Genomic DNA, 24,422 nt, shown 5'->3' on the forward strand with positions numbered 1-24,422 from the left:
TTGATTTTGTTTTTGTTACCACTTTTAATAATATTTTGATAAACAACACACTGTTGAATACAGGTTTTTCTTTTGTTACTTAACTTATGATTTTATCTTGTTAAAATTTTATCAAATATTGCTTGATTATTGTTCGCAAATAAATAAAAATACAAAAAATATGAATAAATATTCAATTTGGGTGATTGCGAAAATGAAAGAGCGAACAACCGAGTTAGTTGAAGGATTAAGGCATTCTGTACCTTATATCAATGCTCATCATGGAAAAACTTTTGTTATCCTATTAACAGGTGCTGTGCTAAAAAGTAATAACTATTCAAGTATTATTAGTGATATTGGATTACTGTATAGTCTTGGAATCAAATTGGTTATTGTCAATGGAGCACGCAATCAAATTGATGAATCACTTAAAAATCATAATATTGAGCCGAAATATCACAAAAACACCCGAATTACAGATGCCGTTACTTTGGATATTATTAAGCAAGTAACAGGCATGTTACAACTGAATATTACTGCCAGTTTATCAATGAGTTTAAATAATACCCCATTACAAGGTGCTCATATTAATGTTGTCAGCGGTAATTTTGTTATTGCTCAACCCTTAGGAATAGACGAAGGAATTGATTATTGCCATACGGGTAAAATTCGTCGTATTAACAATGAGGCAATTGATGAGCAACTCAATCGTGGTTCAATTGTGTTATTAGGGCCGGTTGGTGTATCGGTGACTGGAGAAAGCTTTAATTTAGCTTCAGAAGATGTCGCTGCCGAAGTGGCGATTCGAGTCAAAGCTGAAAAGTTAATCAGCTTTTGTGCTGAGCAGGGTGTACTTGATGAACAAGGTAAAGTTATTACTGACCTTTTCCCAATCGATGCTGACAACTATGTCAATCGTAAACAGCAATTAGGTAAATATCTATCCAGTGAAGCTCGCTTTTTGAAAGCCGCTTCAAAAGCCTGTCGAAATGGTGTTAGGCGTAGTCATTTAGTTAGCTATTTAATTGATGGCGCTATTTTACAAGAACTATTTTCACGGGATGGCATAGGAACGCAAGTTGCTAAAGAGCATTCGGAGCAAATTCGCTTAGCGACCATAAACGATATTGGTGGTATTTTAGAATTGATTCGTCCATTAGAAGAACAAGGTATTTTAGTTAAGCGTTCACGAGAGCAATTGGAAATGGAAATTGATAAATTCACAATTATTGAACGTGACAATATGACTATTGGTTGTGCAGCGCTTTATCCTTATCAGGAAGAAAAAATGGGTGAAATGGCATGTGTAGCCATTCATCCGGATTATCGCAATTCATCCAGAGGTGATTTGTTAATTAATACGGTTGCAAGTAGAGCACAAAATTTAGGACTCAATAAAATCTTTGTGCTAACAACGCGTAGTATTCATTGGTTTAGAGAAAAGGGATTTAACCCAGCTGAAGTTGATGATTTACCGATTAAAAAAAAGCAACTTTATAATTATCAACGTAACTCCAAAATTTTAATGCTTGATATTATTTAAATTCTTTTCTTAGATTTGAATAAATGCATACAATCAGTTGGTTAATAGCAACGGGAATATCGAAAAACGTATTATTTGTTGTAGTTAAATTGATTCGTTTTGCGTATTCATGCTTTACTACCTCAATTTATAATTAACACAACAAACCAATTTAACTGAACAACAAGAAAGAAGAATCGATTAAAAAAACATTTAAGTTAGAATTGCTAAAATTACTTGAATGTCATTAAAAAAATCTAACTATTTGATATATAATGAATAAAATGATGATAGTATTTATTGGTAAGTAGCGTTGTGTAAAATTTGCTTGGTGAAAGACTTTTTAAGATAGAAACCACGTGGACGTGTTAAAATAGTTTGACCATTTTCTCCTACCGCTTCGGTTAAAGCTTTACCGTTTGCCGCTTTAGGTCTTATTTGTAAATATGTGCCATAATGTGCTGTAATTTTTTCAACATGACCTAATGCAATCATATCCATCAGTTCTTGCCAATCTTGTTTGAGTTGCTGTTCTTGTTCTTTTGAGGGTATCCATAAAATAGGACTGCCAACTTTACGATTGGCAAGTGGGATAGATCTTTCCCCTTCGATTGGGATCCAAAGTACTTTAGATAATTTATATTTCACATGGCTTGTTTCCCAAATCACACCATGATTTGCCATTAATGGTGCTACACTGACAAAGGTCGTTTCTAATGGTTTACCATGCATATCAATTGGAATTGTTTTTAGTTCGATGCCCAAATTACTAAAATCTCGTTCAGCTTTACTACCGGCATTGGCTCCCAAAAACGTTTCAATAAGATTGCCAACCCATCCTTTTTGTTTAGTCAAATTGTCAGGAATTGGCATGCCTAAATATTGAGCAATTTCACCAAATGTATATCCAGCAACAAGTTTTGCTCGATCTAATAACTCTTGTTCGTTGCTTGGAAAAAATATTGCCATTTATAAACGCTATCATCTAATAATTATGCCTACCTAAAATGATAAAGGATTAGCTTAATTTTTCAACCCATACTGCGTAAGCTTGAATAATTGATGAAAGAAATTCTCGGGTTTTTTCTGAAATATTGCCATTCGCATCGAAAGCGGCACTGATACCACCAATATAAGCTTCAGGCTGTTGTAAGGTTGGCATATCTAGAAAAACTAGTGACTGACGTAGTTGATGATTAGCACCAAAACCGCCAATTGCACCTTGTGAGACCGAAATCACTGCGGCTGGTTTTTTTGCCCAGACATTTTTACCATAAGGACGTGAGCCGACATCAATTGCATTTTTGATCACAGCAGGCAAACCTCGGTTATATTCAGGTGTGACAAAAATCACGCCTTGGCAATCCGCTATTTCGTTGCGAAATAAAGTGTAAGATGCTGGTGGGGTATCGGTATCAATATCTTCATTATAAAAGGGAAGATCGCCAATTTCGATTAAATATAAGGAAAGTGAAGAAGGGGCAATTTCTTTAAGGATTTTAGCTACTTTTAAATTATATGAACCTTTACGTAAACTACCAACGAGTACTGCAATTTTTTTACTCATTTTGGGTCCCCTTAAATTGAAAATAAAGAGACACCATGAGTGTCTCTTATTTAAAATAATTACAGATCATTACGGTGTTTTAATGTCCTGATGAATCCAATTTACGTCCTGTCTCAAATAGGAACCAAGCTCGTCTTTCTGATTGGTCAATCCATTCTTCAATTAAGCTTGCTGTTGCTGAATCATTATATTTATCACAAATATCATGAGCAACACGCATTCGTTCTGTTAATCTAATATTATCTTGACAAAGTTCAGCAAGCATATCAGACGGCTCAACAAAATCTGCATTATTGTCAGAAATACTTTGTAATTTAGAGATGTGACTAATTGAACGTAACGTTGTTCCGCCCAATTTACGTACACGTTCAGCAATCGGATCAGTCATTGCAAATAGTTGATCTCCATGATCGTCTAACATTAAATGGTAATCACGAAAATGTGGACCACTGACATGCCAATGGAAGTTTTTAGTTTTTAAATACAAAGCAAAGACATCTGCTAATACAGAATTCATTGCTCCAGAGATATCTTTAGACGCTTTTTGACCTAAATCAGTTGGAAATAAAATTGCAGATTGTTGTAGTCTTTTTGCAGTAGCTGTACTTTTGGCAGATAACGGTTTTTTTGTAGTCGTTTTTTTGGAAGTAGTACTTTTAGCCATCTAATATTCTCCTATAGGTGAATTGTAAAAATTGCTTAACTTTCCTATACCAAATTACGCCAAGTCTTAACTAAAGTCCAATCAAAATGAGCTATTTTTAACTATTACTGCTATTTCAGCAGTCTATGATTCTTATTTTTATTCTAAATAAAGCATTATTTGAAATAAATTCTTTCACAATAAAAGAATTTATTTCAAATTGTGACATGGTTAAAAGTTTTGTGTTTTTGAAATTGATACTCTTTGTTTGAAGTTTAATTAATGAGGAGAAATTATGATTGATACAATTTCATATGGAGCCGAATGGTTTATCGGCTTATTTCAAGAAGGTGGAAAAGTGTTTGTCGGTATGGTTACGGGAATATTACCACTGTTAATTTCACTGTTAGTGGTTATGAATGCCGTAATCAAATTCATTGGGCAAGACCGTATTGAGCGCTTAGCGCAAGCTTGTGCAGGCAATCCTATTTCACGATATTTATTGTTACCTTTAATAGGCACATTTGTTTTTTGTAATCCGATGACGCTTAGCCTAGGGCGTTTTATGCCCGAGTTTTATAAACCTAGTTATTATGCGGCATCATCTTACAGCTGCCATTCAATGAATGGGCTATTTCCTCATGTTAATCCCGGTGAACTTTTTGTTTATTTAGGTATCGCGGCCGGGTTAACAACCTTAAACCTTCCTTTAGGACCATTGGCTGTAAGTTATTTTTTAGTTGGCTTATTCACCAACTTTTTTAGAGGTTGGATTACTGATTTTTGTACTGCTATTTTTGAAAAAAAAATGGGCATTAAATTAGATCGAAAGGTACATCTATAACTAAAAGGAATAAACAAGGAAATGAACATGATGAAATTTATTCGAATTGAAAAAGGTGAAGCCGGTTGGGGTGGACCTTTAGAGCTGCCAATTATAGCGGGTAAAAAAATTGTCTACATTGCAGCAGGTACCCGACCAGCAATTGTTGATACTTTAGAAAAATTAACGGGTTGGCAAGCTATTGATGGTTTTAAAGAAGGGGAACCTCCTAAGGATGAAATTGGGGTTGCTGTCATTGATTGTGGTGGCACATTAAGATGTGGTATCTATCCTAAAAATAGAGTGCCTACGATTAATATTCATGCGACAGGTAAATCAGGGCCGCTTGCCCAATATATTTTGGAAGATATTTATGTCTCAGCCGTAAAATCCAATAATATTAGTGTGATTGAAAAAGAGATAGATAGTGACATCCAGAAAGCATCTGTTACAAACAATTCACATCAAAAAGTGCACACAAATAATTTTAAAAAGTATGACAGTAGTAAAAAAATTACCGAACAAAGCGATGGTTTATTAGCAAAAATCGGTATCGGTATGGGATCAGGTGTTGCCGTATTCTTTCAAGCTGGTCGAGATACGATTGAAACTGTACTTAAAACTATTTTACCGTTTATGGCATTTGTATCGGCCTTAATTGGTATTATTATTGCCTCAGGATTAGGTGATTTAATAGCTCATGGCTTAGTTCCATTAGCTGATAATCCACTTGGTCTGGTTATTCTAGCGCTTATTTGTTCTTTTCCATTACTTTCGCCATTTTTAGGACCCGGTGCGGTTATTGCACAAGTCATCGGGACGTTAGTTGGTGTTCAAATTGGTCTTGGTAATATTCCGCCACACTTAGCTTTACCTGCTTTGTTTGCCATTAATGCTCAAGCTGCTTGTGATTTCATTCCTGTCGGTTTGTCTCTTGCCGAAGCGAAACAAGATACCGTGCGTGTTGGGGTTCCCGCTGTTTTAGTCAGTCGTTTCTTAACTGGCGCGCCAACGGTTTTAATTGCGTGGGCAGTGTCGTTATTTATTTATCAATAAGCAAACGAATAGAGAAGGTCAAAGATGTCAAAAGTTATCTACCATTCAAAAGTTAAACAAATTGGTGACTTTGCCAAAGAAGCGTTGGCAGATGGCATGCTAATCCTGTTTAAAGAAGGTGCACCGTCTGATTTAGCCGATTATTGCTTTATACATAGTCATGACGAGTTAAGGCAGAATCTTGAAATAGGACAATGCATTCAATTAGGCAAGCACACTTATCGTATAACTTCGGTTGGGGAAGTCGCCACAACCAATTTTAAAGAGTTAGGTCATGTCACATTAAGATTTGATGGGAATCGTGAAGCTGAATTACCGGGGTCAGTGCATGTTACTGGTGAAATACCTAATCAACTTAATATCGATGATGAAATTATAATTTTAACTATTTAAGGAACAGAAAATGAAACAAGTAGCAGTCATTATAGGTGGTGGACAAACCTTAGGGGCTTTTTTATCTGAAGGTATTGCTGATGCTGGGTATAAAATTGCCGTTGCAGATTTAAATATTGATAATGCAAATAAAGTTGCTGAAGTAATAAATAAAAAATATGGGGTAGGAACAGCAAAAGGTTTTGGGGTCGATGCAACAAATGAGGAGAGCGTGCGACAGCTAGCACAAGAAGTTGATAATACATTTAAACGAATGGATTTAATGGTTTACAGTGCCGGTGTTGCTAAAGCTGCACCCATTACTCATTTTGTATTGAAAGACTTTCAATTATCCGTCAATGTTAATCTTACCGGTTATTTTTTATGTGCACGTGAATTTGCTAATTTAATGATTAAATATAAAACTGCGGGTCGAATTATACAAATTAACTCTAAATCGGGCAAAGTCGGTAGCAAACACAATTCAGGGTATAGCGCCGCAAAATTTGGTGGCGTTGGATTAACGCAATCTTTAGCACTCGATCTTGCTGACTACGGAATTACGGTTAATTCATTGATGCTGGGTAACTTATTAAAATCGCCAATGTTTCAATCCTTAATTCCACAATATGCTAAAAAACTTGGTATACCAGAAAACCAAGTTGAACAAGTTTATATTGATAAAGTGCCACTCAAACGAGGTTGTGATTATCAAGATGTGCTTAACGTATTGTTATTTTATGCAAGCGATAAAGCATCATATTGTACAGGACAATCAATTAATATTACGGGTGGACAAGTTATGTTTTAACTCAATTTGGTGCGAAGGTATAGCGATGCCTTTCGCACATCTCTTTTCTGGTCTGGTTAAAAGGAGAGAATAATGGATACGACATCAACGTTAGCCTTATTGGCTCTAATTGCTTGGAGTATACAGATAATACTTGGCTGGTTTCAAATTCGTCGTTTTAATCGAGCATTTTTATCGATGAAGAAAGGCACTTACTTAGGTGTTGGTCGTAGCCAAACTCAACGTTTTAAACCGAAAGTTTTAATCGCGCTATCATTAGATCACGATAAAAAAGTGATTGATTCAGTATGGATGAAAGGAGTGACCGTTTTTGCATTGCCAAAACCAATACCACAATTATTGGGACTAAATATTACCGATATTATGCCTGAAACCATTTTCCCCAATGATTTTGCGTCACAAAGCGCCTTGATTCTTGCATTAAAAGCAAATAAATAATCCCTATCTTTTATTTTGAAAAGTATTTTCTTTCATGATGAAGTATAATATTTTATACAATAAATTAATTCTGTTATTGAACAGTAATAATGGACTCCAATCATGAAAGTAAGGCAACGACAAACAGCAATCTTAGAATATCTGCAAAAAAATGGGCAAGTGAGTGTTGATGAGCTAGCTACCCATTTTCAAACGACGGGTACCACTATTCGAAAAGATCTTACTCAACTCTATGAAAGTGGGCTTGTACTACGGACTTATGGTGGTGCAATGTTAAATCGCGAAATTGGTGACCGTGCGATTGATCACAAAACTTATATTAATACGGCACAAAAAAAAGCAATAGCACAGGAAGCGGCAACACTTATTCATGACGGGGATTCTGTTATTTTTGATGCAGGAAGTACCGTTGCACAAATGATTCCTATGCTAGCTCAATTCAATAATTTAACTATCATGACCAACAGCTTACATATGGTGAATGAGCTCGTTGCTAATGATAATGACCAAAATATTATATTAACAGGTGGCACATTTCGTCGTAAATCCGCTTCGTTTCATAGTAATAATGCTTCAGCTATTGCAGCATTTGAATCCTATTCATTTGATAAACTGTTTATGGGTGCTGATGGCGTGGATTTGGTTGGTGGGGTAACCACCTTTAATGAAAGTTATCACGGTAGTGTGGCAATGAGTAAAGCTGCTGCCAAACTGATTTTATTAGCGGATTCTTCAAAGTTTGGACGACGAAGCCCAAATGTTGTTTGTGATTTAGATGCAGTGGATACTATCATCACTGATGATCATTTAGATGATAAATATTATGATGCTTTGATACAACGGGGTATCAATGTTATTAAAGTTAAAGTAGTTGATAAATAGATTAATACTAAAGTTTGATTGAATGTGGAATTAAATTTCTGGAGTATTTGGCTTCTTACGTAATCTCAATATATATTGAGATACGTTAGAAACCAAAACCCATGATCAATAACCCTTTAATTGATAATTTTCTTTAGTTAAAATAGTAATCTTGCTCTGATAGTCCCTGCGACATTTTTGAGTTTAATTAATAACTCTTCAGCTTTACTTTGTTCAACCCTATCGATATCAATAACTACATAGCCAATTTTAGGATCCGTTTGTAGGTATTGAGCCGAAATATTTAAACCTTGTTCTGCAAACAAAGTATTGATTGCGGTTAATACACCGGGTTGATTATGGTGAATATTGATAAATCGACTCGATCCTTTAGCCGGAATAGGTAAAGAAGCTTCAGGAAAATTAACAGCTGACAGGGTCGCACCTGTGTCGGAATATTTAGCCAATTTAGTCGCCACTTCGATACCAATGTTTTCTTGAGCTTCGCTGGTAGAACCACCAATATGCGGAGTGATAATGACATTATCGAATTCACATAATGGCGATTCAAATGGATCATTATTACTTGCTGGTTCGGTCGGAAATACATCAATGGCGGCACCACTAATTTTATTGGCTTTTAAAGCATCAGTTAATGCATCAAGATCGATAACTTTACCGCGTGATGCATTAATTAATATCGCACCTGATTTCATTTGATTGATCTCATTTTTGCTGATCATTCTGATTGTCGTTGGGTTTTCAGGGACATGCATACTGACAATATCACTCATTGCGAGTAATTCATTCATGCTTGCTACCTGTTTTGCATTGCCTAAAGGTAATTTTGTTTCAATATCATAAAAATAGACATTCATTCCCAATGATTCAGCCAATATACTTAATTGGCTACCTATGTGACCATAGCCAATAATACCTAGATTTTTACCTCTAGCTTCATGAGATCCCGTCGCTATTTTATTCCATTTACCTTGATGAGCTTGAGCATTGGCTTCTGGTACTCGTCGAAGTAATAATATGGCTTCGGCTAAAACAAGCTCAGCAACAGATCGCGTATTCGAAAATGGAGCGTTAAAAACAGGAATACCTTTAACAGTTGCAGCATCGAGATCAACTTGATTCGTGCCTATACAAAAACAACCAATACCAGCTAATTTAGGTGCTGAATTAATAATATCTTCGGTTAAATGAGTTCTTGAGCGAATTCCTATGAAGCGGACATCTTTTAAGGCTGTTTTAAGTTCGGTAGGTGATAAGGCGCTTTTAAGATATTCTATATTTGTAAAACCTGCGGATTTGAGTACCTCAACGGCACTAGGGTGAACACCTTCAAGTAATAAAAACTTATTTTCATCTTTAGTTAAAGCCTGAACAACCATCTTTTCCTCTCTTTCCATATACCACATCAATGCGTAAAACTTTAATAATAACACTCAATTTAATTTGAACAATGGTTTAATGTTAACTCTTTGACACCTGAACTTGAACCCACTAATGCAATGTTTGCACCTCGGTTAGCAAACAAACCAACTGTGACGACACCTGGAATATTATTAATATAATTTTCTAATTTAATTGGGTTTGTGATGACAAAATCATGAATGTCTAAAATAACATTGCCATTATCAGTTACAACGCCCTGACGATAAACGGGTTTTCCACCCAGTTTAAATAACTCACGTGCAACGTATGATCTAGCCATTGGAATGACTTCAATGGGTAAAGGAAATTTACCTAATACATTGACAACTTTTGATTCATCAACAATACAAATAAACTGTTTAGCCAATGCTGAAACAATTTTTTCGCGCGTGAGTGCAGCTCCTCCACCTTTTATCATCTGCATCTGATAATTAATTTCATCTGCGCCATCAACATAAACATCCAAACTATCGACTTCATTACAATCAAGTACGGGGATACCATAGCTGAGTAGTTTTTGGGTGGAAGCTTCTGAACTTGAAACCGTTCCTTTAATTTGACCTTTAATCGTTGCTAAAGCATCAATAAAATGTGCGGCTGTTGACCCTGTTCCAACTCCAACTAATGAGTTGGGTTTTACAAACTTTAAAGCAGACCAGCCGACCGCTTTTTTTAATTCATCTTGCGTCATAATATCACCGTAGTTTTAAATAATTTTTATTCAAAAAAATAAAATTTTGAAAGCAAAATTACTGAAGATATGGCATAGTAACCGTTTGGAAAGCAAAAATCATTAGTATTTTAATAAAATATATTAAGTTTTAGATCTATTTAAAAAATTAGCCGGTTCTAAAAGGTTTGAGTATTCAAGCAAAGATCCCATTATTCGTAAAGAGATTATGAAGCGTCCAGATTATAGAGCATTACAAGCATTAGATGCAGTAATAAAAGAGCGAGGTTTTGAAAGAGCAGCCGATAAATTGTGTATTACACAACCGGCGGTTTCACAACGCATCAAGCAACTTGAAAGTTTTTTTGGTCAGCAGCTTTTAGTCAGAACCATTCCGCCCAAAGCGACCAAGCAAGGGGAACATCTTTTAGGTTTATTGCATCAAGTAGAATTACTCGAACAACAATGGTTAGGCGATAACGATCAAAATCCGACACCATTGTCGTTATCGATTGCAATCAACGCGGATTCACTCGCAACCTGGCTTTTACCTGCGTTAAAACCCGTGTTAGATAAAAATATTCTACGTTTTGATATCCAAGTTAAAGATGAAGAGCATACATTAGAATTATTGCGACTTGGTACGGTTGTGGCCGCAATCAGTATTCAAGCCAATCCATTACCGGGTTGCTTGTCAGATATGTTAGGCGCCTTAGACTATATTTTTGTTGCGTCGCCAGATTTTGCTAAAAAATATTTTCCTAATGGGGTTACCCGTTCTTCCTTGTTAAAAGCACCAGCGGTAGCTTTTGATCATTTAGATGATATGCATCAAGCTTTTTTACAAGAGAATTTTAATCTTACGCCAGGAAGTGTCGTCTGTCATATAACCAGTTCTTCTGAAGCATTTGTTCAGCTAGCTAAACAAGGTTCGGCTTGTTGTATGTTACCAAAACTTCAAGTTGAACAAGAGTTGAAAACGGGAGAACTTGTCAATTTGACAGAAGGTCTTTATCAAAGACGAATGCTTTATTGGCATCGATTTGCCCCTGAAAGTAGTGTGATGCAAAATATTTCTGAAACATTGATCCGTTATGCACAAAATGTGCTTTCTCAACCTCATAAATAATCGATTATATAAGCATATAAAATGCTAAAATAAGATGTTAACTTTAAACGTTTGGATCAATTGTCATAACAACTAAAAGAGTCGATGCTATGTATCAACTAAAAAATGATCGTTATTTACGAGCTTTACAGTGTTTACCTGTTGATTACACGCCTGTGTGGATGATGCGCCAAGCTGGGCGTTATTTACCTGAATATCGTGATTTAAGAGCTAAAGCAGGGGATTTTATGACGATGTGTCAAACTCCCGATTTAGCTTGTGAAGTGACTTTGCAGCCACTGAAAAGATTTGATCTTGATGCCGCCATTATTTTTTCTGATATATTAACTATTCCTGATGCAATGGGGCTTGGTTTGTATTTTGAAACAGGAGAAGGCCCAAAATTTAAGCAATCAATTCAGTGTCTATCTGATATTCAGCAACTCCCCATTCCTGATCCAGAGCAATCATTAAGATATGTGATGGATGCTATTCGACTAACCAAAAAAGAACTCGACGGAACAGTACCATTAATTGGATTTTCGGGTAGTCCGTGGACACTCGCTACCTACATGATTGAAGGTGGTAGTAGTAAAGCTTTTACTAAAATAAAAAAATTGCTGTATAGTTATCCTAAAGCACTGCACCTATTACTTGAAAAACTGGCTAACAGTGTCGCTATATATTTAAATGCCCAAATTGAAGCCGGTGCGCAGTCGATAATGATATTTGATACTTGGGGCGGGGTGCTAAGTCATCAAAGCTATCAAACGTTTTCATTAGATTATATGAAATTAATCTTATCGCAATTAAAACAAGGTAAAAAGAGTCAAAATATCACTTCTTATGTACCTGTAACCTTATTTACTAAAGGTGGCGGATTATGGCTAGAAAATATTATAAACTCGGGATGTGATGCGATAGGTGTTGATTGGACAGTTGATCTAAGTAACGTGCCAAAAAAAGGACAAATAGCGGTACAAGGTAATCTTGATCCTTCAGTATTATATGCTGATAAGCAAATAATCGAAGCGAATGTAGATGCTGTGTTATCGGAATTTGGCTATCATAATGGGTATGTTTTTAATTTAGGACATGGTATTCATCAAGATATTCCGCTAGAACATGTACAATATTTAATTGACGCGGTTCATCGTCAATCAAAAAGGTTTCATCATGATTAAAAACCCAATTCAATTAAGAATGGAAAAATTGCCTGAATGGCAACAACGTTTATTTATGGTTTGTTTGTGTGAACGAATGTACCCTAACTTTGTTTACTACTGCAAACAAGTTGATAATCAAGAAGATAGTAAAAATTACAAAAAAATACTTGATTTAATATGGGAATCCTTATTAGTCTATGATGTGAAAATAAACTTTGATTTACAGCTAGAAAAATTAGAAGCTATCATTCCTGTTTTTACTAATGAAAGCCCTTATATGGTCTATCCTGCTATTGATGCATGTCAGGCACTTAGCGAGTTGTTACACTCGTATTTAAGTGGTGATATTGCTGAACACACCGCTAAAGTAAGTAGTATATCAGCGACAACTATTGCTGAATTTGAGATGACAAAAGAAAATATTTTACTTTCAGAGGATGAACAACAGCAATTACCTAGTGTAATTGATGAATTTGATTTGCAATGGGAAATTTTCCGATTATTACGCGATGAAAAAAATGAAATGGAAGATTTAATAAAAGGTCTAAAAGCAGAAATTCGAACGTCACAAATGAGCAATATTGGTGTTTTTTTAAGCAATTAAAGCGTTCCAGCCATGATTTTTTTATTTTTTAATAAATTTTTCTTTTATATTAGAGCAATATAGACTACATTTAATAGTAATGTAACCTAAATGTTGTTTACAGTTGGAAAGTTATGTAATTAACTTTCTTTATTATGTTAACTTTAACAATAAAATAAATATGTAAGGATATTTCCATGAATAAAACAGAACTTGTCGATGCAATTGCTAGTAAAGCTGATATTACTAAAGTTGCAGCTAAAACTGCGTTAGAAGCTACATTAGCAGCTATTACTGAATCATTAAAAGCTGGCGAACCAGTACAATTAGTTGGTTTCGGTACATTTAAAGTTAATGCTCGTAAAGCACGCACGGGTCGTAATCCTAAAACCGGTAAAGAAATCAAAATTGCTGCAAGCAAAGTACCTGCTTTCGTATCAGGTAAAAGTCTTAAAGAAGCAATCAAATAGTTTTTTTAAATTGTCGAAAATGTTTTTTTGACAATTAATAACGCTAGGTCATGGAACATCGTTTCATGACCTTTCTATTTAAAAAAATGATTAAAACGTATCAATGCATTACAATGCGTTTAAGATATCTTACATTTAATCTGTATTTGTTAGTTAATATTATTTAATTAAGCTAAGATGTAATTTCTATAAATTTAGCATTTAATACTGTAAGTAAATCACTAGGTGCCATTTCAATTTCTAATCCTCTTTTTCCGCCTGATACCAGCATAGTGTTTAAATAATTTGCGCTAATATCAATTAATGTGGGTAGACGTTTTTTCTGACCTAATGGACTGATTCCTCCAACCAAATAGCCTGTCGTTTTTTCAGCTATATTAGGATGAGTTAAATCAATCTTTTTACAGTTAAATGCTTTTGCTACTTTTTTAAGATCTAAATGTTTATTAACAGGTAATACGCAAACAGCTAATGTTTTGTCATTGTTGTTTAAACTTACAACAAGCGTTTTAAAAATTTGATCGGCAATCACATTTAATGTTGGATCAAGTTTATTGACAGCTTCTTGACCGTAATTAGTTGTATTAGGGTCGTGTTCATATTGATGAATTTTAAATTGAATTTTTAATTTTTTTAGTTGGTTAATCGCTGGTGTCATATCAATATCCCCTGTAATCAAAATGATAGGGTATCATTTAATTTTAATCACTCTATAAATTTTTTAATAGAGTGATTAAAAAGAATAGTGGATAATTTTAAATAATTAATTGATATTTTGCTTTGTTTTTTAATGGGTTTTATGCTGGTTTTTTAATAGCATATTGAGACGATAAAGGAAACATATCATAAAGATATTTGCAAATATTATTATTGTTGAATAGATAATATTTATCATCAGCGATGTAATTGAAATTGCCCAATGTGACAATAAAAATATAGCTAAAAAGTAGATTAAAAACATTGGTAAGGTTAATCGCCAATACATTAACGTGTGTGTAAAACATTCTATAAATTTTTGGAAAAAATCTTTTGTTGAAGGTTCAATAATTAAACTATTGAATTGGAAATAAACTATCGATATAACAATCATAACAACAATCGTGACCGTTAAAATTAAAAGATTCATGATTTGGATGGGTAAAATCAGATTCAAAACTGAGCATATTAATAACATAAATATTAACCCAGTAACGATTAAACATGCACAAACTAAATTTAAACCGATTAAATTTAATATGTTTGGTAACAAACGGGACAATATTAAATTGAAATTAAATTTATTGCTGATTGAATAATTATATATCACAGCAAGTATAATCGCCTGTGTCATAAAATTTATCACCATATAAATCATTGCTGGTTTTAATAATTGCAATAACACGGCATAGAGAGATTGGTTAGATAATTGCTGAAAAAGTTGTTTATCAAATAAATTATTTAAAATTGGTGTGGTAGTGGCACTGATTAAAAAACAGATGATAATGATTGGTTGAAAACGATTTCTAATAAAATTAATTGTTTCATTTAACAATCGAGAAAAGGATAATTCGGTTTGCATTTTTTAGCTCTAAGTCATTAAGTGGTAACCAAAATAGGCTACCACAAGTGTTGATATATATTTATTATGATTGTAATAATGAGATATCTGCAACTTTTAAAAATAAACTTTGTAGTTTTTTCAATAATGATAAACGATTAAGTTTTATTTTTTCATCATTAACCATGACCATAACTGAAGCAAAAAATTCATCAACGGGTGCTTTAAGCGTAGATAACTCAACGAGGGCATCTTGATACCGTCCTTGATTAAAATATGGGGCTAATTTATCCATTAACACCGCAACATGTTTTGCTAACTCTCCTTCTGCACCGGCTTCAAGCAATGAAGCATTAACACTATCAGGAATTGCTAGTTCTGCTTTAGACAATATATTCGATACTCGTTTATTTGCTTCAGCTAATGATGATGCTTCTGGCAGTGTTCTAAAATGTGTTACGGCTTTTACACGCGCATCAAAATCGGCTGGTTTGGTAGGATTAAGAGCCAATACGGCTTGAATAGTATCAATGGTGAAACCAAGTTCTTGATACCAAGCACGAAAACGACCCTGCATAAAACTAACAATATCAGTTACAACATTTTGGTTATTTAATTTATCACCATATAATGAAACGGCAAATTCAGATAACGCAATAAGATCTAACGGTAAGTTTTTTTCTACAATGATTCTTAGCACACCAATAGCCGCACGTCGCAGTGCAAAGGGATCTTTATCGCCTTTAGGGTGTTGCCCAATACCAAAAATACCCGCTAAAGTATCCATTTTTTCAGCGATTGAAACAGCACAAGAAACAGCTGTACTTGGTAACTCATCACCGGAAAAACGAGGTTTATACTGTTCTTCTATGGCGGTGGCGACTTCAACACTTTCACCATCTTTAAGGGCTAAATAACGTCCCATAATCCCTTGCGTTTCAGGAAACTCGAAAACAGTGTTCGTGACTAAATCGCATTTAGTCAATTTGCCTGCACGTTTTGCTTGCGCTACATCTGCACCAATTTGCTCAGCAATGAAACCTGACAATGATTCAATACGTAATGCTTTATCTTTTACAGTACCCAACTGTTGTTGAAATAATACCGTTTCAAGGCGAGGTAAGCGATCTTCTAAACGCTGTTTTAAATCTGTTTTATAGAAAAACTCAGCATCGGCTAAACGTGGACGAACCACTTTTTCATTACCGGCAATGACCACTTGCGGATCTTTTGACTCAATATTAGCAACAAAAATAAAATTCGGTAGCAATTTTCCTTGTTTATCATAAACAGGGAAGTATTTTTGATCGCCTTTCATAGTATAAACAAGTGATTCGGCAGGGACGTCTAAAAAACGTTCTTCAAATTTTGCTGTTAAAACAACAGGCCACTCAACCAATGAAGAGACTTCTTCTAATAAACTGTCTGTTAAATCCGCTTTACCATTAAGTTTTGCCGCTGCGGCTTCTGCTTGTTGTTGGATAATTAATTTACGTTTATCATAATCAGCAATAACTTTACCGCGTTGTTCTAAAATTTCAGGATATTGATCGGCATTATCGATAGTAAACTCCTGTTCACCCATAAAACGGTGTCCACGGATCACCCGTGCGGAATCAATGTCTAAAATAGTACCGGGTACTAGATCATCACCATATAACATCGTCACAGTATGGCTTGGGCGAATAAATTCAACTTGACGGGCTGCCCAGCGCATTGGTTTTGGTATTGGTAATTTGTTTAAAGCATTTTTAACCATATCACATAACAAATTGACAACAGGCTGTCCTTTTTGATTTTGTGTATAAGAAAGCCATTCCCCTTTATCTGTTTGTATTCGTTCTGCTTGATCAACCGTAATACCACAACCACGAGCCCAACCTTCTGCGGCTTTTGTTGGATTTCCTGCTTGATCGAATGCTGCACTTACTGCTGGGCCTCGTTTAACGATTTGGCTATCAGGTTGAGTATCATTCAGATTTAATACTTTTAATGCTAAACGTCTTGGTGATGCATACCAAAGGACTTCACCATGTTCTAAATTTGCATTATCCAGTTGTTCGATAAAATTAGCCGCAAAACTTTCAGCCAAAGTTCGGAGCGATTTTGGTGGTAACTCTTCTGTACCAATTTCCACTAAAAATGTTTTTTGCATAATATATATTCCTACTTAGATGATGCACTTTCGCTTGAAGGTGAATTTTGGCACATAGGGAAACCGAGCGCTTCACGTGATGCATAATAGGCTTCAGCAACCATTTTAGTTAATGTTCGAATACGTAATATATAGCGTTGTCGCTCTGTAACCGAAATGGCTTTACGGGCATCAAGTAAATTAAAACAGTGAGCGGCCTTTAAAATACGTTCATAAGCTGGTAAAGGAAGTGGTTTTTCTAACTCAAGCAAAAATTTTGCTTCTTTTTCGTGTTGTTCAAAACAGTAAAATAAGAAGTCAGTATTCGCATATTCAAAATTATAAGTTGATTGTTCAACTTCGTTTTGATGGAAAACATCGCCATAAGTCGTTTTACCGAATGCTCCATCACTCCAAATCAAATCGTAAACACTATCAACGCCTTGAATATACATGGCTAGTCGTTCCAAACCATACGTTATTTCACCTGTTACTGGCTTACATTCAAGTCCACCGACTTGTTGAAAATAAGTAAATTGGGTTACTTCCATACCATTTAACCACACTTCCCAGCCAAGCCCCCAGGCACCTAAGGTTGGGTTTTCCCAATTGTCTTCAACAAAGCGAATATCATTGATTGTCGGATCTAGACCAAGCTCCTTTAACGAACCTAAATAAAGTTCTTGGATATTATCGGGTGAAGGTTTTAAAATAACTTGGAATTGATAATAATGTTGTAGCCTATTTGGATTTTCACCATAACGACCATCAGTAGGGCGACGAGAAGGCTGAACATAAGCAGCATTAATTGGCTCAGGTCCAAGCGCACGTAAACAGGTCATTGGATGTGATGTACCTGCACCCACTTCCATATCTAAGGGTTGAATCACTGTACAACCTTGATTAGCCCAGTAATCTTGTAACGTAAGTATTAAACCTTGAAAGGTTTTGACATTAAACTTTTGCATGATGTTGTCTTTATGGTTGAATTGATTTTTTCGATATTTAAAACAGTGCTGTATTTTATACTTTTTATGAGTGCTTGTGAAATGTCTAATCGCTTCATATCATAATATATTACTTAATTATCTTAATGTGGTTTACATTTTGCATCTTTACCTATTTGTCGGTATAGTGACATTATCATTATTGCTTGGTAATAAATCTAAAATAAAACACCATGTCTATTTATCAAAAAATTGTTGTGATTATTTTTATAACATTAATCAATGTTAGTTTTTTGCACGCTGATGATACTCAGAGGCTAGAGTCTTTGCGTCGTTCAATTGAAGAACAAGAAAATCGAATAGCAGAACAAAATAAACAACGCACTCAATTAGTCAAAGACCTTAAACAGCAAGAAACCGAAATAGCAATTTTGTTGACCTCAATTGAAAAAAATGATTTATCGTTAAAAAAACTTAATCAAGAAATTCATATAATGATTGACCAGATAGATGAGCTGGTTAATAAGCAAACACAGCAACGAGCAGTGTTAGCTAAACAATTGATAGGTGCATTTAAAATTGGGAAAAATAGCGGATTAGAACTGGTATTTTCGGGGGAAAAGGGGGAACGTAACGAACGAATTATTCAGTATTACGGATACATTAACCAAGCTCGAGAGCAATTAATTAATGAACTTAAACAGACCCAATTACAATTAAGTGAAAAAAAAGCTGCTTTGCAAAAAAAAGAGTCCTCTCATAAAGTATTACAAAATAGACAAAAGCAAGAACAATTGAGGCTTGAAAAAAATCGTCAAAATCGTAAAAAAACGATAGTATCGCTTGAATCATCTATGCAACAGAATCAACAAAAATTAGCGCAACTACGTGAAAACGAAGCGAAATTGCAAGCAAAAATCGCTCAAGCAGAAAAAGAAAGTCAACGTATTGCAGAAGAAGAAGCAAGGCAAGCTAAAAATATTGAAGAAAAACAAAAAAATAATAACTATACATTGAGCTCAGATGAACAATCACTCATGGCAAGAGTGAGTGGTATTGGCAAACCGGCTCATCAATTTAACTGGCCGGTAAGTGGGAGTGTGGCACATCGATTTGGTGAGGCATTACAGGGCGAATTATACTGGAAAGGTATGGTCATTAATGCGAAAAATGGTGTGACAGTCAAAGCAATTGCTGATGGAAGAGTGTTATTAGCCAGTTGGCTACAAGGCTATGGATTTATGGTGGTTTTGGAGCACGGAAAAGGCGACATGAGCTTATATGGATATAATCAGCGTGTTTTAGTGGGAGTTGGGGATAAAATTAAAACCGGTCAATCAATTGCAATTGTTGGCTCGAGTGGTGGTCAAAATAATCCCGGACTTTATTTTGAAATTCGGCGTGATGGTAAAGCGCTAGATCCGAGTGGATGGTTAAAATGATTGTACGCTGTGTAAGTTTAGTTTTTATGAGTCTGTTATTATTCCCTATTAATAATGGACTTGCTTCACAACTGGCTATTGTTATTGATGACTTCGGTTATCGTCAGCAAAATGAACAAAAAATTATTTCACTATCACCTAATATTACGATTGCAGTCTTGCCTTATTCACCCCATGCCAAACAGATGTCTACCTTAGCAAACAAACAAGGCAATGAGGTGATTATTCACTTACCCATGGCACCATTATCTAAACAACCATTAGAAAAAGAGACACTATTTCCTTATATGGGGGAAGAAGAAGTTAATCAAATTATTGCCAATGCTGTTGAGCGCGTACCTTATGCAATTGGCGTGAATAATCATATGGGAAGTTTAATGACATCTGACCTTAAAGGTATGGAGCATGTTATGAAAGCACTTAGCCATTATTCATTCTTCTATTTAGACAGCAAAACAATAGGTAAAACGCAGGTAATTAATGCGGCTCAAAACTATAATATACCTGTTCTTGTACGAGATGTTTTTCTTGATGATAAACAGAATGAAAATGCCATTGCTTACCAATTTGATATTGCTATTGAATTAGCCCGAAAAAAGGGGCAAGCAATTGTTATTGGTCATCCTTATCCACAAACGGTGAACGTCTTAACAAAAAAGCTGTCCGAATTACCTTCAGATATACAACTTGTTAAACTTAGTCAATTAATTCATCCAGAATCCTTACCCGAAAAACCAACATTAACCTTCAAAGATATATACAAAATATTTGAAAAAATAGGTTATGAAATCTATTATTTATCAATAATTCAGCAATAATTACTTCTTCTCTAAAGTACGGTGACGGACTTGAACTTGTTTATTTTGAGCTCGAAAAATATCAGCTAACTGGTCAGCAATGAACACGGAACGGTGTTGACCACCTGTGCAACCAATTGCAATAGTTAAATAACTTCGATTGTTTTTCTCTAACATTGGTAACCAATTTTTTAAATAATCTGCAGTTTGATAAATAAAATTGGTCACTTCATCATGTTTTAATAGATAGTTTTTGACCGGATCATCTAATCCTGTTAGTGGTCTTAACGATACATCCCAGTGTGGATTCGGTAAAAAACGAACATCAAAGACAAAATCTGCATCCACCGGTAAACCATGCTTAAAACCAAATGATTCAAAAATCATGGTGAGTTCACGCTCTTTTTTGCCTAAAATACGAGATCGTAAAATATCTGATAGTTCATGCACGGAAAGATTATCAGTATTAATCATTAAACTAGCATGAGATTTTAAGGGTTCTAAATACTTTTCTTCTTGATCGATGGCTTCTTCAAGGGAAAATTGCTGATTAGCCAATGGGTGAATTCGTCTTGTTTCACTATAACGACGGATAAGCGTATTACGGCTACAATCAAAAAAAATTATCTCAGGCGAAACAGATTGAGGTAAACGTTGAAATATATCTTTATCAAAATCAAAATTGATTGGTAAATTACGGATATCAATACTCACAGCAACAGGGGTTTTATTATTTTTGAGTGAATCAGCTAATTGTGGTAATAAAGCAACAGGAATATTATCAACACAATAAAAACCCATGTCTTCTAACGCACGTAATGCAATCGATTTTCCTGAACCTGAACGGCCACTTACTATCAGTAGGATCACAATTTCAACTCCGATATAATTGATGCATGTAAGTATATAACGTTTATTCGTAAACTTGCAATTTGGAATATAAACAATATTACAACAAACTAAATATTTTTAATATTTAGTTTTTATTTCTTTAATCAATTGTTTAAGAGCTTGCCCTCTATGGGAAATTTGGCTTTTGTGTTCTTTAGTCAGCTCAGCGGCAGTACAATTTAGTTCTGGCACATAAAATAAAGGATCATAACCAAAACCGCCTTTACCTTTTAATTCATTTAAGATTAAGCCATTCCATTTGCCTAAACAGATGATGGGAGTAGGATCGTTTTCATGACGCATAAAAACTAGAGCACAATAAAAATATGCGGAACGCTTTTCTTGAGGAATAGGTTGTAATGCTTGTAATAATTTTTGATTATTACTTTCATCATTACCGTGCTCGCCTGCATAACGTGCAGAATAGATACCCGGTTCACCATTAAGTGCTTCCACAACTAACCCTGAATCATCGGCTATGGCGGGTAACCCAGTTAATTTTGCAGCATATCTCGCTTTTATAATGGCATTTTCGACAAATGTTAAACCTGTTTCATCGGCATCAGGGAGATTAAACTGACTTTGTGCGATGATATCAAAACCCGCATCAGCCAGTAAATTTTGTAATTCATTGACTTTACCCTGATTATTGGTTGCTAAAACAATTTTTTGCATAAAGGTTCCTTAACCTATTGGCTTAATATTTGAGCTGATTGCTTAAACATAATGAGTGTTTTTTATATTTACTTATTTAAAATTCAGGATCACAAGTAAAAGTCATGTTTTCACCTGATTTAGGATGATTAATTGTTAATAATTGTGCATGCAATAGTAATCTTTTTGACATCGAGAAAGCTTCTGGATGGGCATAAAATTTATCGCCTAAAATTGGATGACCAATAGCTTGCATATGCACACGCAGTTGATGAGAGCGTCCTGTAAATGGAAATAATTTAATGCGAGTTGTATTATCGGGATTTCTTGCAATAACTTGATACTCTGTTAATGCATATTTGCCATTTTCCTTATCTACCATTTGTCTAGGACGATTTGGCCAATCACAAATCAGTGGTAATTCAACAGATCCGGTGTCTTGCTCAACATGTCCATGCACAACCGCGATATAGGTCTTTTTAGGAATACGTTCTCGAAATTGTTTTTTAATTTCTCGATCGGCAAGTTTAGATAATGCGACAACCATAATGCCACTGGTTGCCATATCTAAACGGTGTACCGATTCCACATAACTATATTTTTGTTGCAAACGATGAATGATACTGTCAATAAATTGTGGTTTATTACCAGAAACCGATAAGATTCCCGGTTGTTTGTTAACAACAACGATATGATCGTCTTGATATAAAATTGAAAGCCAAGGATCAGTAGGGGGATGATATTCCAAAAGCATTTAAATATGACAATTAATAACTAAAAATTGCCATATATTCTAGCAAAATCAACAAAAAGTGCCAGTTCTATAAATTGTTTACTTATGCCATGTTGATTCTTTCGGTGAAAAGAGCTGCATAAACAATATGATCAGACCCACAATAAAATAGCAAGCAAAAATGATGATCATCCATTGTGACATTTCAATCGTTAAAAATGACCAGATTTTTTCAGAGCAAGAACCATAAGCACTAAATACTTCAGGTAACCAAGTATCTAAAGGTAACCAGGATGGAAATTCAGTTTTAATTGAACACGTATCACCAAAGCTTGGCTCGAACTGTAGTTGTGCATGGAATTTTGCTAATCGAAAACCTTGAAATGCACTAATAAGCCAAATAAAAATACCGGCTAAACGAAAAGATGTTTTGCGAGGAGCCAGAAATCCAATAAAGCTTGCTATCATGATACCAAATATTGCACAACGTTGATAAATGCACAATGTACAGGGTGCAAGACCTAAATTGTATTGAAAATGTAGAGCAATTAATTCAAAAACAACGGTTGAAAGAAAAAGTAAAAACCAAGCAAACCTTCTACGTGAGTACTGATTAAGCAGCGATAACATACTATTTTATTCTCCCAGATTCCGTTATAATTGTTTTGCTTTTATTATACTGAAAAAAACTACCTAATTATAATTAAGATTAGTGTAGATTATTTAAGAATAATGTAAACGACTTTTACTCATTGATAGCGGACTAATCATCTCTTATGCACACAAACGCTCCACAAAAAAAATTAAATGTTACTTTTGTGACTATATCTGAAGAAAATGCGACTCAACGTATTGATAACTTTTTACTCACCTATTTGAAAGGTGTACCAAAGAGTATGATCTATCGTATATTACGCAAAGGTGAAGTGCGAGTGAATAAAAAACGTATTAAGCCAGAATACAAATTGAATATTGGCGATGAAGTTCGTATTCCTCCTATTCGAGTTGCTGAAAAAGCCACGCCCGAAATCTCAACAAAATTAAATAAAGTGGCCGAATTAGAAAAGGCAATTATTTATGAAGATGAGATGATTTTAGCTATCAACAAACCTTCGGGCATTGCGGTGCATGGTGGCAGTGGCTTAAGTTTTGGTGTGATTGAAGGATTACGAGCATTAAGACCTGAAGCAAAATTTTTAGAGTTAGTGCATCGAATCGATCGTGAAACATCAGGGGTGTTGCTAATTGCTAAAAAACGCTCTGCATTAAAAGCGTTGCATGAACAGCTTCGTCTTAAGCAGATGCAAAAAAACTATTTGGCATTAGTGAAAGGTAATTGGTCTTCTGACTGTAAAGTGATTCAAGCACCATTGCTAAAAAATGTGCTCAAAAGTGGTGAACGCGTTGTGAAAGTTGATAAAGAAGGAAAACCTTCAGAAACACGTTTTAAAGTAGAAGAACGATTTGAGTTTGCCACGTTGATAAAAGCCAGTCCTGTAACAGGCCGTACTCATCAAATTCGAATTCATACGCAATATGCTAATCATCCGATTGCTTTTGATGATCGTTATGGGGATCGCCAATTTGATGCATTATTATCACATACTACACTCAACCGTCTTTTTTTACATGCGGCGAGTGTCAAATTTATTCATCCTAAAACCCAGCAAGAAATGCTATTACAAGCCCCAATGGATGCCACATTGCAAGCTTGTTTAACTCAGCTTAGAAAAGATAAATTTAAACAAGCATAATTTAAAAAATAAATAAGGTAG

Annotated in this window: 26 protein-coding genes; 14 read left to right on the forward strand and 12 right to left on the reverse strand. The window is 34.9% G+C overall.

The window, feature by feature from the left end; genetic code table 11:
- Positions 1-193: 193 nt before the first annotated feature.
- Positions 194-1,522 carry an amino-acid N-acetyltransferase gene (gene argA, locus ACGH4F_RS07225; protein WP_411590666.1) on the forward strand — a complete coding sequence of 443 codons (1,329 nt, stop codon included), beginning with the start codon at positions 194-196 and terminating at the stop codon, positions 1,520-1,522.
- Positions 1,523-1,798: 276 nt separating this feature from the next.
- Here the strand turns inward: argA and mutH are convergent, their stop codons facing one another.
- The 3 genes from mutH to ACGH4F_RS07240 form a co-directional block, all read right to left on the reverse strand.
- Positions 1,799-2,470 (reverse strand): DNA mismatch repair endonuclease MutH, encoded by a 672-nt coding sequence (gene mutH, locus ACGH4F_RS07230; protein WP_411590629.1) that lies wholly within the window; start codon positions 2,468-2,470, stop codon positions 1,799-1,801.
- A 49-nt stretch (positions 2,471-2,519) separates the two neighbouring features.
- Complete coding sequence (locus tag ACGH4F_RS07235) at positions 2,520-3,068, reverse strand: NADPH-dependent FMN reductase (protein WP_411590631.1); 549 nt, start codon at positions 3,066-3,068, stop codon at positions 2,520-2,522.
- A 79-nt stretch (positions 3,069-3,147) separates the two neighbouring features.
- Positions 3,148-3,732, reverse strand: coding sequence for a Dps family protein (locus tag ACGH4F_RS07240; RefSeq protein WP_065558418.1), 585 nt, complete (start codon positions 3,730-3,732; stop codon positions 3,148-3,150).
- A 274-nt stretch (positions 3,733-4,006) separates the two neighbouring features.
- Here ACGH4F_RS07240 and srlA point away from each other — a divergent pair, with 274 nt between their 5' ends.
- The 6 genes from srlA to srlR all read left to right on the forward strand — a co-directional run bounded on the left by srlA (position 4,007) and on the right by srlR (position 8,093).
- On the forward strand, positions 4,007-4,555 hold the full coding sequence (gene srlA, locus ACGH4F_RS07245; protein WP_267350127.1) for a glucitol/sorbitol-specific PTS transporter subunit IIC: 549 nt from the start codon (positions 4,007-4,009) through the stop codon (positions 4,553-4,555).
- Between the two features lie 27 nt (positions 4,556-4,582).
- A complete protein-coding gene (locus ACGH4F_RS07250; RefSeq protein ID WP_411590632.1) occupies positions 4,583-5,590 on the forward strand; it encodes a PTS glucitol/sorbitol transporter subunit IIB in 1,008 nt (335 codons plus the stop codon).
- Positions 5,591-5,614: 24 nt separating this feature from the next.
- Positions 5,615-5,983, forward strand: coding sequence for a PTS glucitol/sorbitol transporter subunit IIA (gene srlB / locus ACGH4F_RS07255; protein WP_411590633.1), 369 nt, complete (start codon positions 5,615-5,617; stop codon positions 5,981-5,983).
- A 10-nt stretch (positions 5,984-5,993) separates the two neighbouring features.
- Positions 5,994-6,773 (forward strand): sorbitol-6-phosphate dehydrogenase, encoded by a 780-nt coding sequence (gene srlD, locus ACGH4F_RS07260; RefSeq protein WP_411590635.1) that lies wholly within the window; start codon positions 5,994-5,996, stop codon positions 6,771-6,773.
- Positions 6,774-6,845: 72 nt separating this feature from the next.
- Entirely contained in the window at positions 6,846-7,211 is a 366-nt protein-coding gene (locus tag ACGH4F_RS07265; protein WP_267380258.1) for a transcriptional regulator GutM, read from the forward strand.
- 102 nt (positions 7,212-7,313) lie between these two features.
- A complete protein-coding gene (srlR, locus tag ACGH4F_RS07270) occupies positions 7,314-8,093 on the forward strand; it encodes a glucitol operon DNA-binding transcriptional repressor SrlR (RefSeq protein ID WP_267350121.1) in 780 nt (259 codons plus the stop codon).
- Positions 8,094-8,230: 137 nt separating this feature from the next.
- Here srlR and serA read toward each other — a convergent pair whose 3' ends face one another.
- Together serA and rpiA are read right to left on the reverse strand one after the other, a co-directional pair.
- Positions 8,231-9,472 carry a phosphoglycerate dehydrogenase gene (serA, locus tag ACGH4F_RS07275; RefSeq protein ID WP_411590668.1) on the reverse strand — a complete coding sequence of 414 codons (1,242 nt, stop codon included), beginning with the start codon at positions 9,470-9,472 and terminating at the stop codon, positions 8,231-8,233.
- A 59-nt stretch (positions 9,473-9,531) separates the two neighbouring features.
- Positions 9,532-10,206, reverse strand: coding sequence for a ribose-5-phosphate isomerase RpiA (rpiA, locus tag ACGH4F_RS07280; RefSeq protein ID WP_411590637.1), 675 nt, complete (start codon positions 10,204-10,206; stop codon positions 9,532-9,534).
- Positions 10,207-10,414: 208 nt separating this feature from the next.
- On the opposite strand from rpiA, the gene ACGH4F_RS07285 reads away from it, so the two are divergent.
- The 4 genes from ACGH4F_RS07285 to ACGH4F_RS07300 all read left to right on the forward strand — a co-directional run bounded on the left by ACGH4F_RS07285 (position 10,415) and on the right by ACGH4F_RS07300 (position 13,512).
- Positions 10,415-11,314, forward strand: a complete 900-nt coding sequence (locus ACGH4F_RS07285) for a LysR family transcriptional regulator ArgP (protein ID WP_065558410.1) — start codon at positions 10,415-10,417, stop codon at positions 11,312-11,314.
- Between the two features lie 89 nt (positions 11,315-11,403).
- A complete protein-coding gene (hemE, locus tag ACGH4F_RS07290; protein WP_411590639.1) occupies positions 11,404-12,477 on the forward strand; it encodes a uroporphyrinogen decarboxylase in 1,074 nt (357 codons plus the stop codon).
- The gene (locus ACGH4F_RS07295) at positions 12,470-13,063 is read left to right on the forward strand and encodes a YjaG family protein (RefSeq protein WP_267350113.1); all 594 of its coding nucleotides are present in this window, start codon (positions 12,470-12,472) and stop codon (positions 13,061-13,063) included. The genes hemE and ACGH4F_RS07295 overlap by 8 nt, the downstream gene beginning before the upstream one ends.
- Positions 13,064-13,239: 176 nt before the next feature.
- A complete protein-coding gene (locus tag ACGH4F_RS07300) occupies positions 13,240-13,512 on the forward strand; it encodes an HU family DNA-binding protein (protein WP_065558407.1) in 273 nt (90 codons plus the stop codon).
- 172 nt (positions 13,513-13,684) lie between these two features.
- Here the strand turns inward: ACGH4F_RS07300 and ybaK are convergent, their stop codons facing one another.
- From ybaK to glyQ, 3 genes are all read right to left on the reverse strand, one after another.
- Complete coding sequence (gene ybaK, locus ACGH4F_RS07305) at positions 13,685-14,170, reverse strand: Cys-tRNA(Pro) deacylase (RefSeq protein ID WP_267350111.1); 486 nt, start codon at positions 14,168-14,170, stop codon at positions 13,685-13,687.
- Positions 14,171-15,134: 964 nt separating this feature from the next.
- On the reverse strand, positions 15,135-17,207 hold the full coding sequence (gene glyS / locus ACGH4F_RS07310; protein ID WP_411590670.1) for a glycine--tRNA ligase subunit beta: 2,073 nt from the start codon (positions 17,205-17,207) through the stop codon (positions 15,135-15,137).
- Between the two features lie 8 nt (positions 17,208-17,215).
- Positions 17,216-18,151, reverse strand: coding sequence for a glycine--tRNA ligase subunit alpha (gene glyQ, locus ACGH4F_RS07315; protein ID WP_065558403.1), 936 nt, complete (start codon positions 18,149-18,151; stop codon positions 17,216-17,218).
- A 212-nt stretch (positions 18,152-18,363) separates the two neighbouring features.
- Here glyQ and envC point away from each other — a divergent pair, with 212 nt between their 5' ends.
- Both envC and ACGH4F_RS07325 read left to right on the forward strand, forming a co-directional pair.
- Positions 18,364-19,572 (forward strand): murein hydrolase activator EnvC, encoded by a 1,209-nt coding sequence (gene envC / locus ACGH4F_RS07320; RefSeq protein ID WP_267350107.1) that lies wholly within the window; start codon positions 18,364-18,366, stop codon positions 19,570-19,572.
- Positions 19,569-20,390, forward strand: coding sequence for a divergent polysaccharide deacetylase family protein (locus ACGH4F_RS07325; RefSeq protein ID WP_267350105.1), 822 nt, complete (start codon positions 19,569-19,571; stop codon positions 20,388-20,390). The genes envC and ACGH4F_RS07325 overlap by 4 nt, the downstream gene beginning before the upstream one ends.
- On the opposite strand, the gene rapZ is transcribed toward ACGH4F_RS07325, so the two are convergent.
- The 4 genes from rapZ to dsbB form a co-directional block, all read right to left on the reverse strand.
- Positions 20,391-21,239: an RNase adapter RapZ gene (rapZ, locus tag ACGH4F_RS07330; protein ID WP_267380246.1), complete on the reverse strand. Its 849-nt coding sequence runs from the start codon at positions 21,237-21,239 to the stop codon at positions 20,391-20,393.
- A gap of 99 nt (positions 21,240-21,338) precedes the next feature.
- A complete protein-coding gene (locus tag ACGH4F_RS07335) occupies positions 21,339-21,935 on the reverse strand; it encodes an XTP/dITP diphosphatase (RefSeq protein WP_267380244.1) in 597 nt (198 codons plus the stop codon).
- A gap of 76 nt (positions 21,936-22,011) precedes the next feature.
- On the reverse strand, positions 22,012-22,668 hold the full coding sequence (gene rluA, locus ACGH4F_RS07340) for a bifunctional tRNA pseudouridine(32) synthase/23S rRNA pseudouridine(746) synthase RluA (protein WP_267360896.1): 657 nt from the start codon (positions 22,666-22,668) through the stop codon (positions 22,012-22,014).
- A 78-nt stretch (positions 22,669-22,746) separates the two neighbouring features.
- Positions 22,747-23,277, reverse strand: coding sequence for a disulfide bond formation protein DsbB (gene dsbB, locus ACGH4F_RS07345; protein WP_065558397.1), 531 nt, complete (start codon positions 23,275-23,277; stop codon positions 22,747-22,749).
- A gap of 146 nt (positions 23,278-23,423) precedes the next feature.
- On the opposite strand from dsbB, the gene rluC reads away from it, so the two are divergent.
- Positions 23,424-24,401 (forward strand): 23S rRNA pseudouridine(955/2504/2580) synthase RluC, encoded by a 978-nt coding sequence (gene rluC / locus ACGH4F_RS07350; protein WP_267350096.1) that lies wholly within the window; start codon positions 23,424-23,426, stop codon positions 24,399-24,401.
- Positions 24,402-24,422: the final 21 nt, after the last annotated feature.

The organism is Gilliamella sp. CG35 (genome assembly GCF_046635745.1).
GTDB lineage: Bacteria > Pseudomonadota > Gammaproteobacteria > Enterobacterales > Orbaceae > Gilliamella > Gilliamella apicola_I.

Bases quoted from the DNA above. Each gene is read 5' to 3' on its own strand.
- argA (WP_411590666.1), top strand. From the start codon at position 194: ATGAAAGAGCGAACAACCGAGTTAGTTGAAGGATTAAGGCATTCTGTA.
- mutH (WP_411590629.1), bottom strand. From the start codon at position 2,470: ATGGCAATATTTTTTCCAAGCAACGAACAAGAGTTATTAGATCGAGCA.
- ACGH4F_RS07235 (WP_411590631.1), bottom strand. From the start codon at position 3,068: ATGAGTAAAAAAATTGCAGTACTCGTTGGTAGTTTACGTAAAGGTTCA.
- ACGH4F_RS07240 (WP_065558418.1), bottom strand. From the start codon at position 3,732: ATGGCTAAAAGTACTACTTCCAAAAAAACGACTACAAAAAAACCGTTA.
- srlA (WP_267350127.1), top strand. From the start codon at position 4,007: ATGATTGATACAATTTCATATGGAGCCGAATGGTTTATCGGCTTATTT.
- ACGH4F_RS07250 (WP_411590632.1), top strand. From the start codon at position 4,583: ATGATGAAATTTATTCGAATTGAAAAAGGTGAAGCCGGTTGGGGTGGA.
- srlB (WP_411590633.1), top strand. From the start codon at position 5,615: ATGTCAAAAGTTATCTACCATTCAAAAGTTAAACAAATTGGTGACTTT.
- srlD (WP_411590635.1), top strand. From the start codon at position 5,994: ATGAAACAAGTAGCAGTCATTATAGGTGGTGGACAAACCTTAGGGGCT.
- ACGH4F_RS07265 (WP_267380258.1), top strand. From the start codon at position 6,846: ATGGATACGACATCAACGTTAGCCTTATTGGCTCTAATTGCTTGGAGT.
- srlR (WP_267350121.1), top strand. From the start codon at position 7,314: ATGAAAGTAAGGCAACGACAAACAGCAATCTTAGAATATCTGCAAAAA.
- serA (WP_411590668.1), bottom strand. From the start codon at position 9,472: ATGGTTGTTCAGGCTTTAACTAAAGATGAAAATAAGTTTTTATTACTT.
- rpiA (WP_411590637.1), bottom strand. From the start codon at position 10,206: ATGACGCAAGATGAATTAAAAAAAGCGGTCGGCTGGTCTGCTTTAAAG.
- ACGH4F_RS07285 (WP_065558410.1), top strand. From the start codon at position 10,415: ATGAAGCGTCCAGATTATAGAGCATTACAAGCATTAGATGCAGTAATA.
- hemE (WP_411590639.1), top strand. From the start codon at position 11,404: ATGTATCAACTAAAAAATGATCGTTATTTACGAGCTTTACAGTGTTTA.
- ACGH4F_RS07295 (WP_267350113.1), top strand. From the start codon at position 12,470: ATGATTAAAAACCCAATTCAATTAAGAATGGAAAAATTGCCTGAATGG.
- ACGH4F_RS07300 (WP_065558407.1), top strand. From the start codon at position 13,240: ATGAATAAAACAGAACTTGTCGATGCAATTGCTAGTAAAGCTGATATT.
- ybaK (WP_267350111.1), bottom strand. From the start codon at position 14,170: ATGACACCAGCGATTAACCAACTAAAAAAATTAAAAATTCAATTTAAA.
- glyQ (WP_065558403.1), bottom strand. From the start codon at position 18,151: ATGCAAAAGTTTAATGTCAAAACCTTTCAAGGTTTAATACTTACGTTA.
- envC (WP_267350107.1), top strand. From the start codon at position 18,364: ATGTCTATTTATCAAAAAATTGTTGTGATTATTTTTATAACATTAATC.
- ACGH4F_RS07325 (WP_267350105.1), top strand. From the start codon at position 19,569: ATGATTGTACGCTGTGTAAGTTTAGTTTTTATGAGTCTGTTATTATTC.
- ACGH4F_RS07335 (WP_267380244.1), bottom strand. From the start codon at position 21,935: ATGCAAAAAATTGTTTTAGCAACCAATAATCAGGGTAAAGTCAATGAA.
- rluA (WP_267360896.1), bottom strand. From the start codon at position 22,668: ATGCTTTTGGAATATCATCCCCCTACTGATCCTTGGCTTTCAATTTTA.
- dsbB (WP_065558397.1), bottom strand. From the start codon at position 23,277: ATGTTATCGCTGCTTAATCAGTACTCACGTAGAAGGTTTGCTTGGTTT.
- rluC (WP_267350096.1), top strand. From the start codon at position 23,424: ATGCACACAAACGCTCCACAAAAAAAATTAAATGTTACTTTTGTGACT.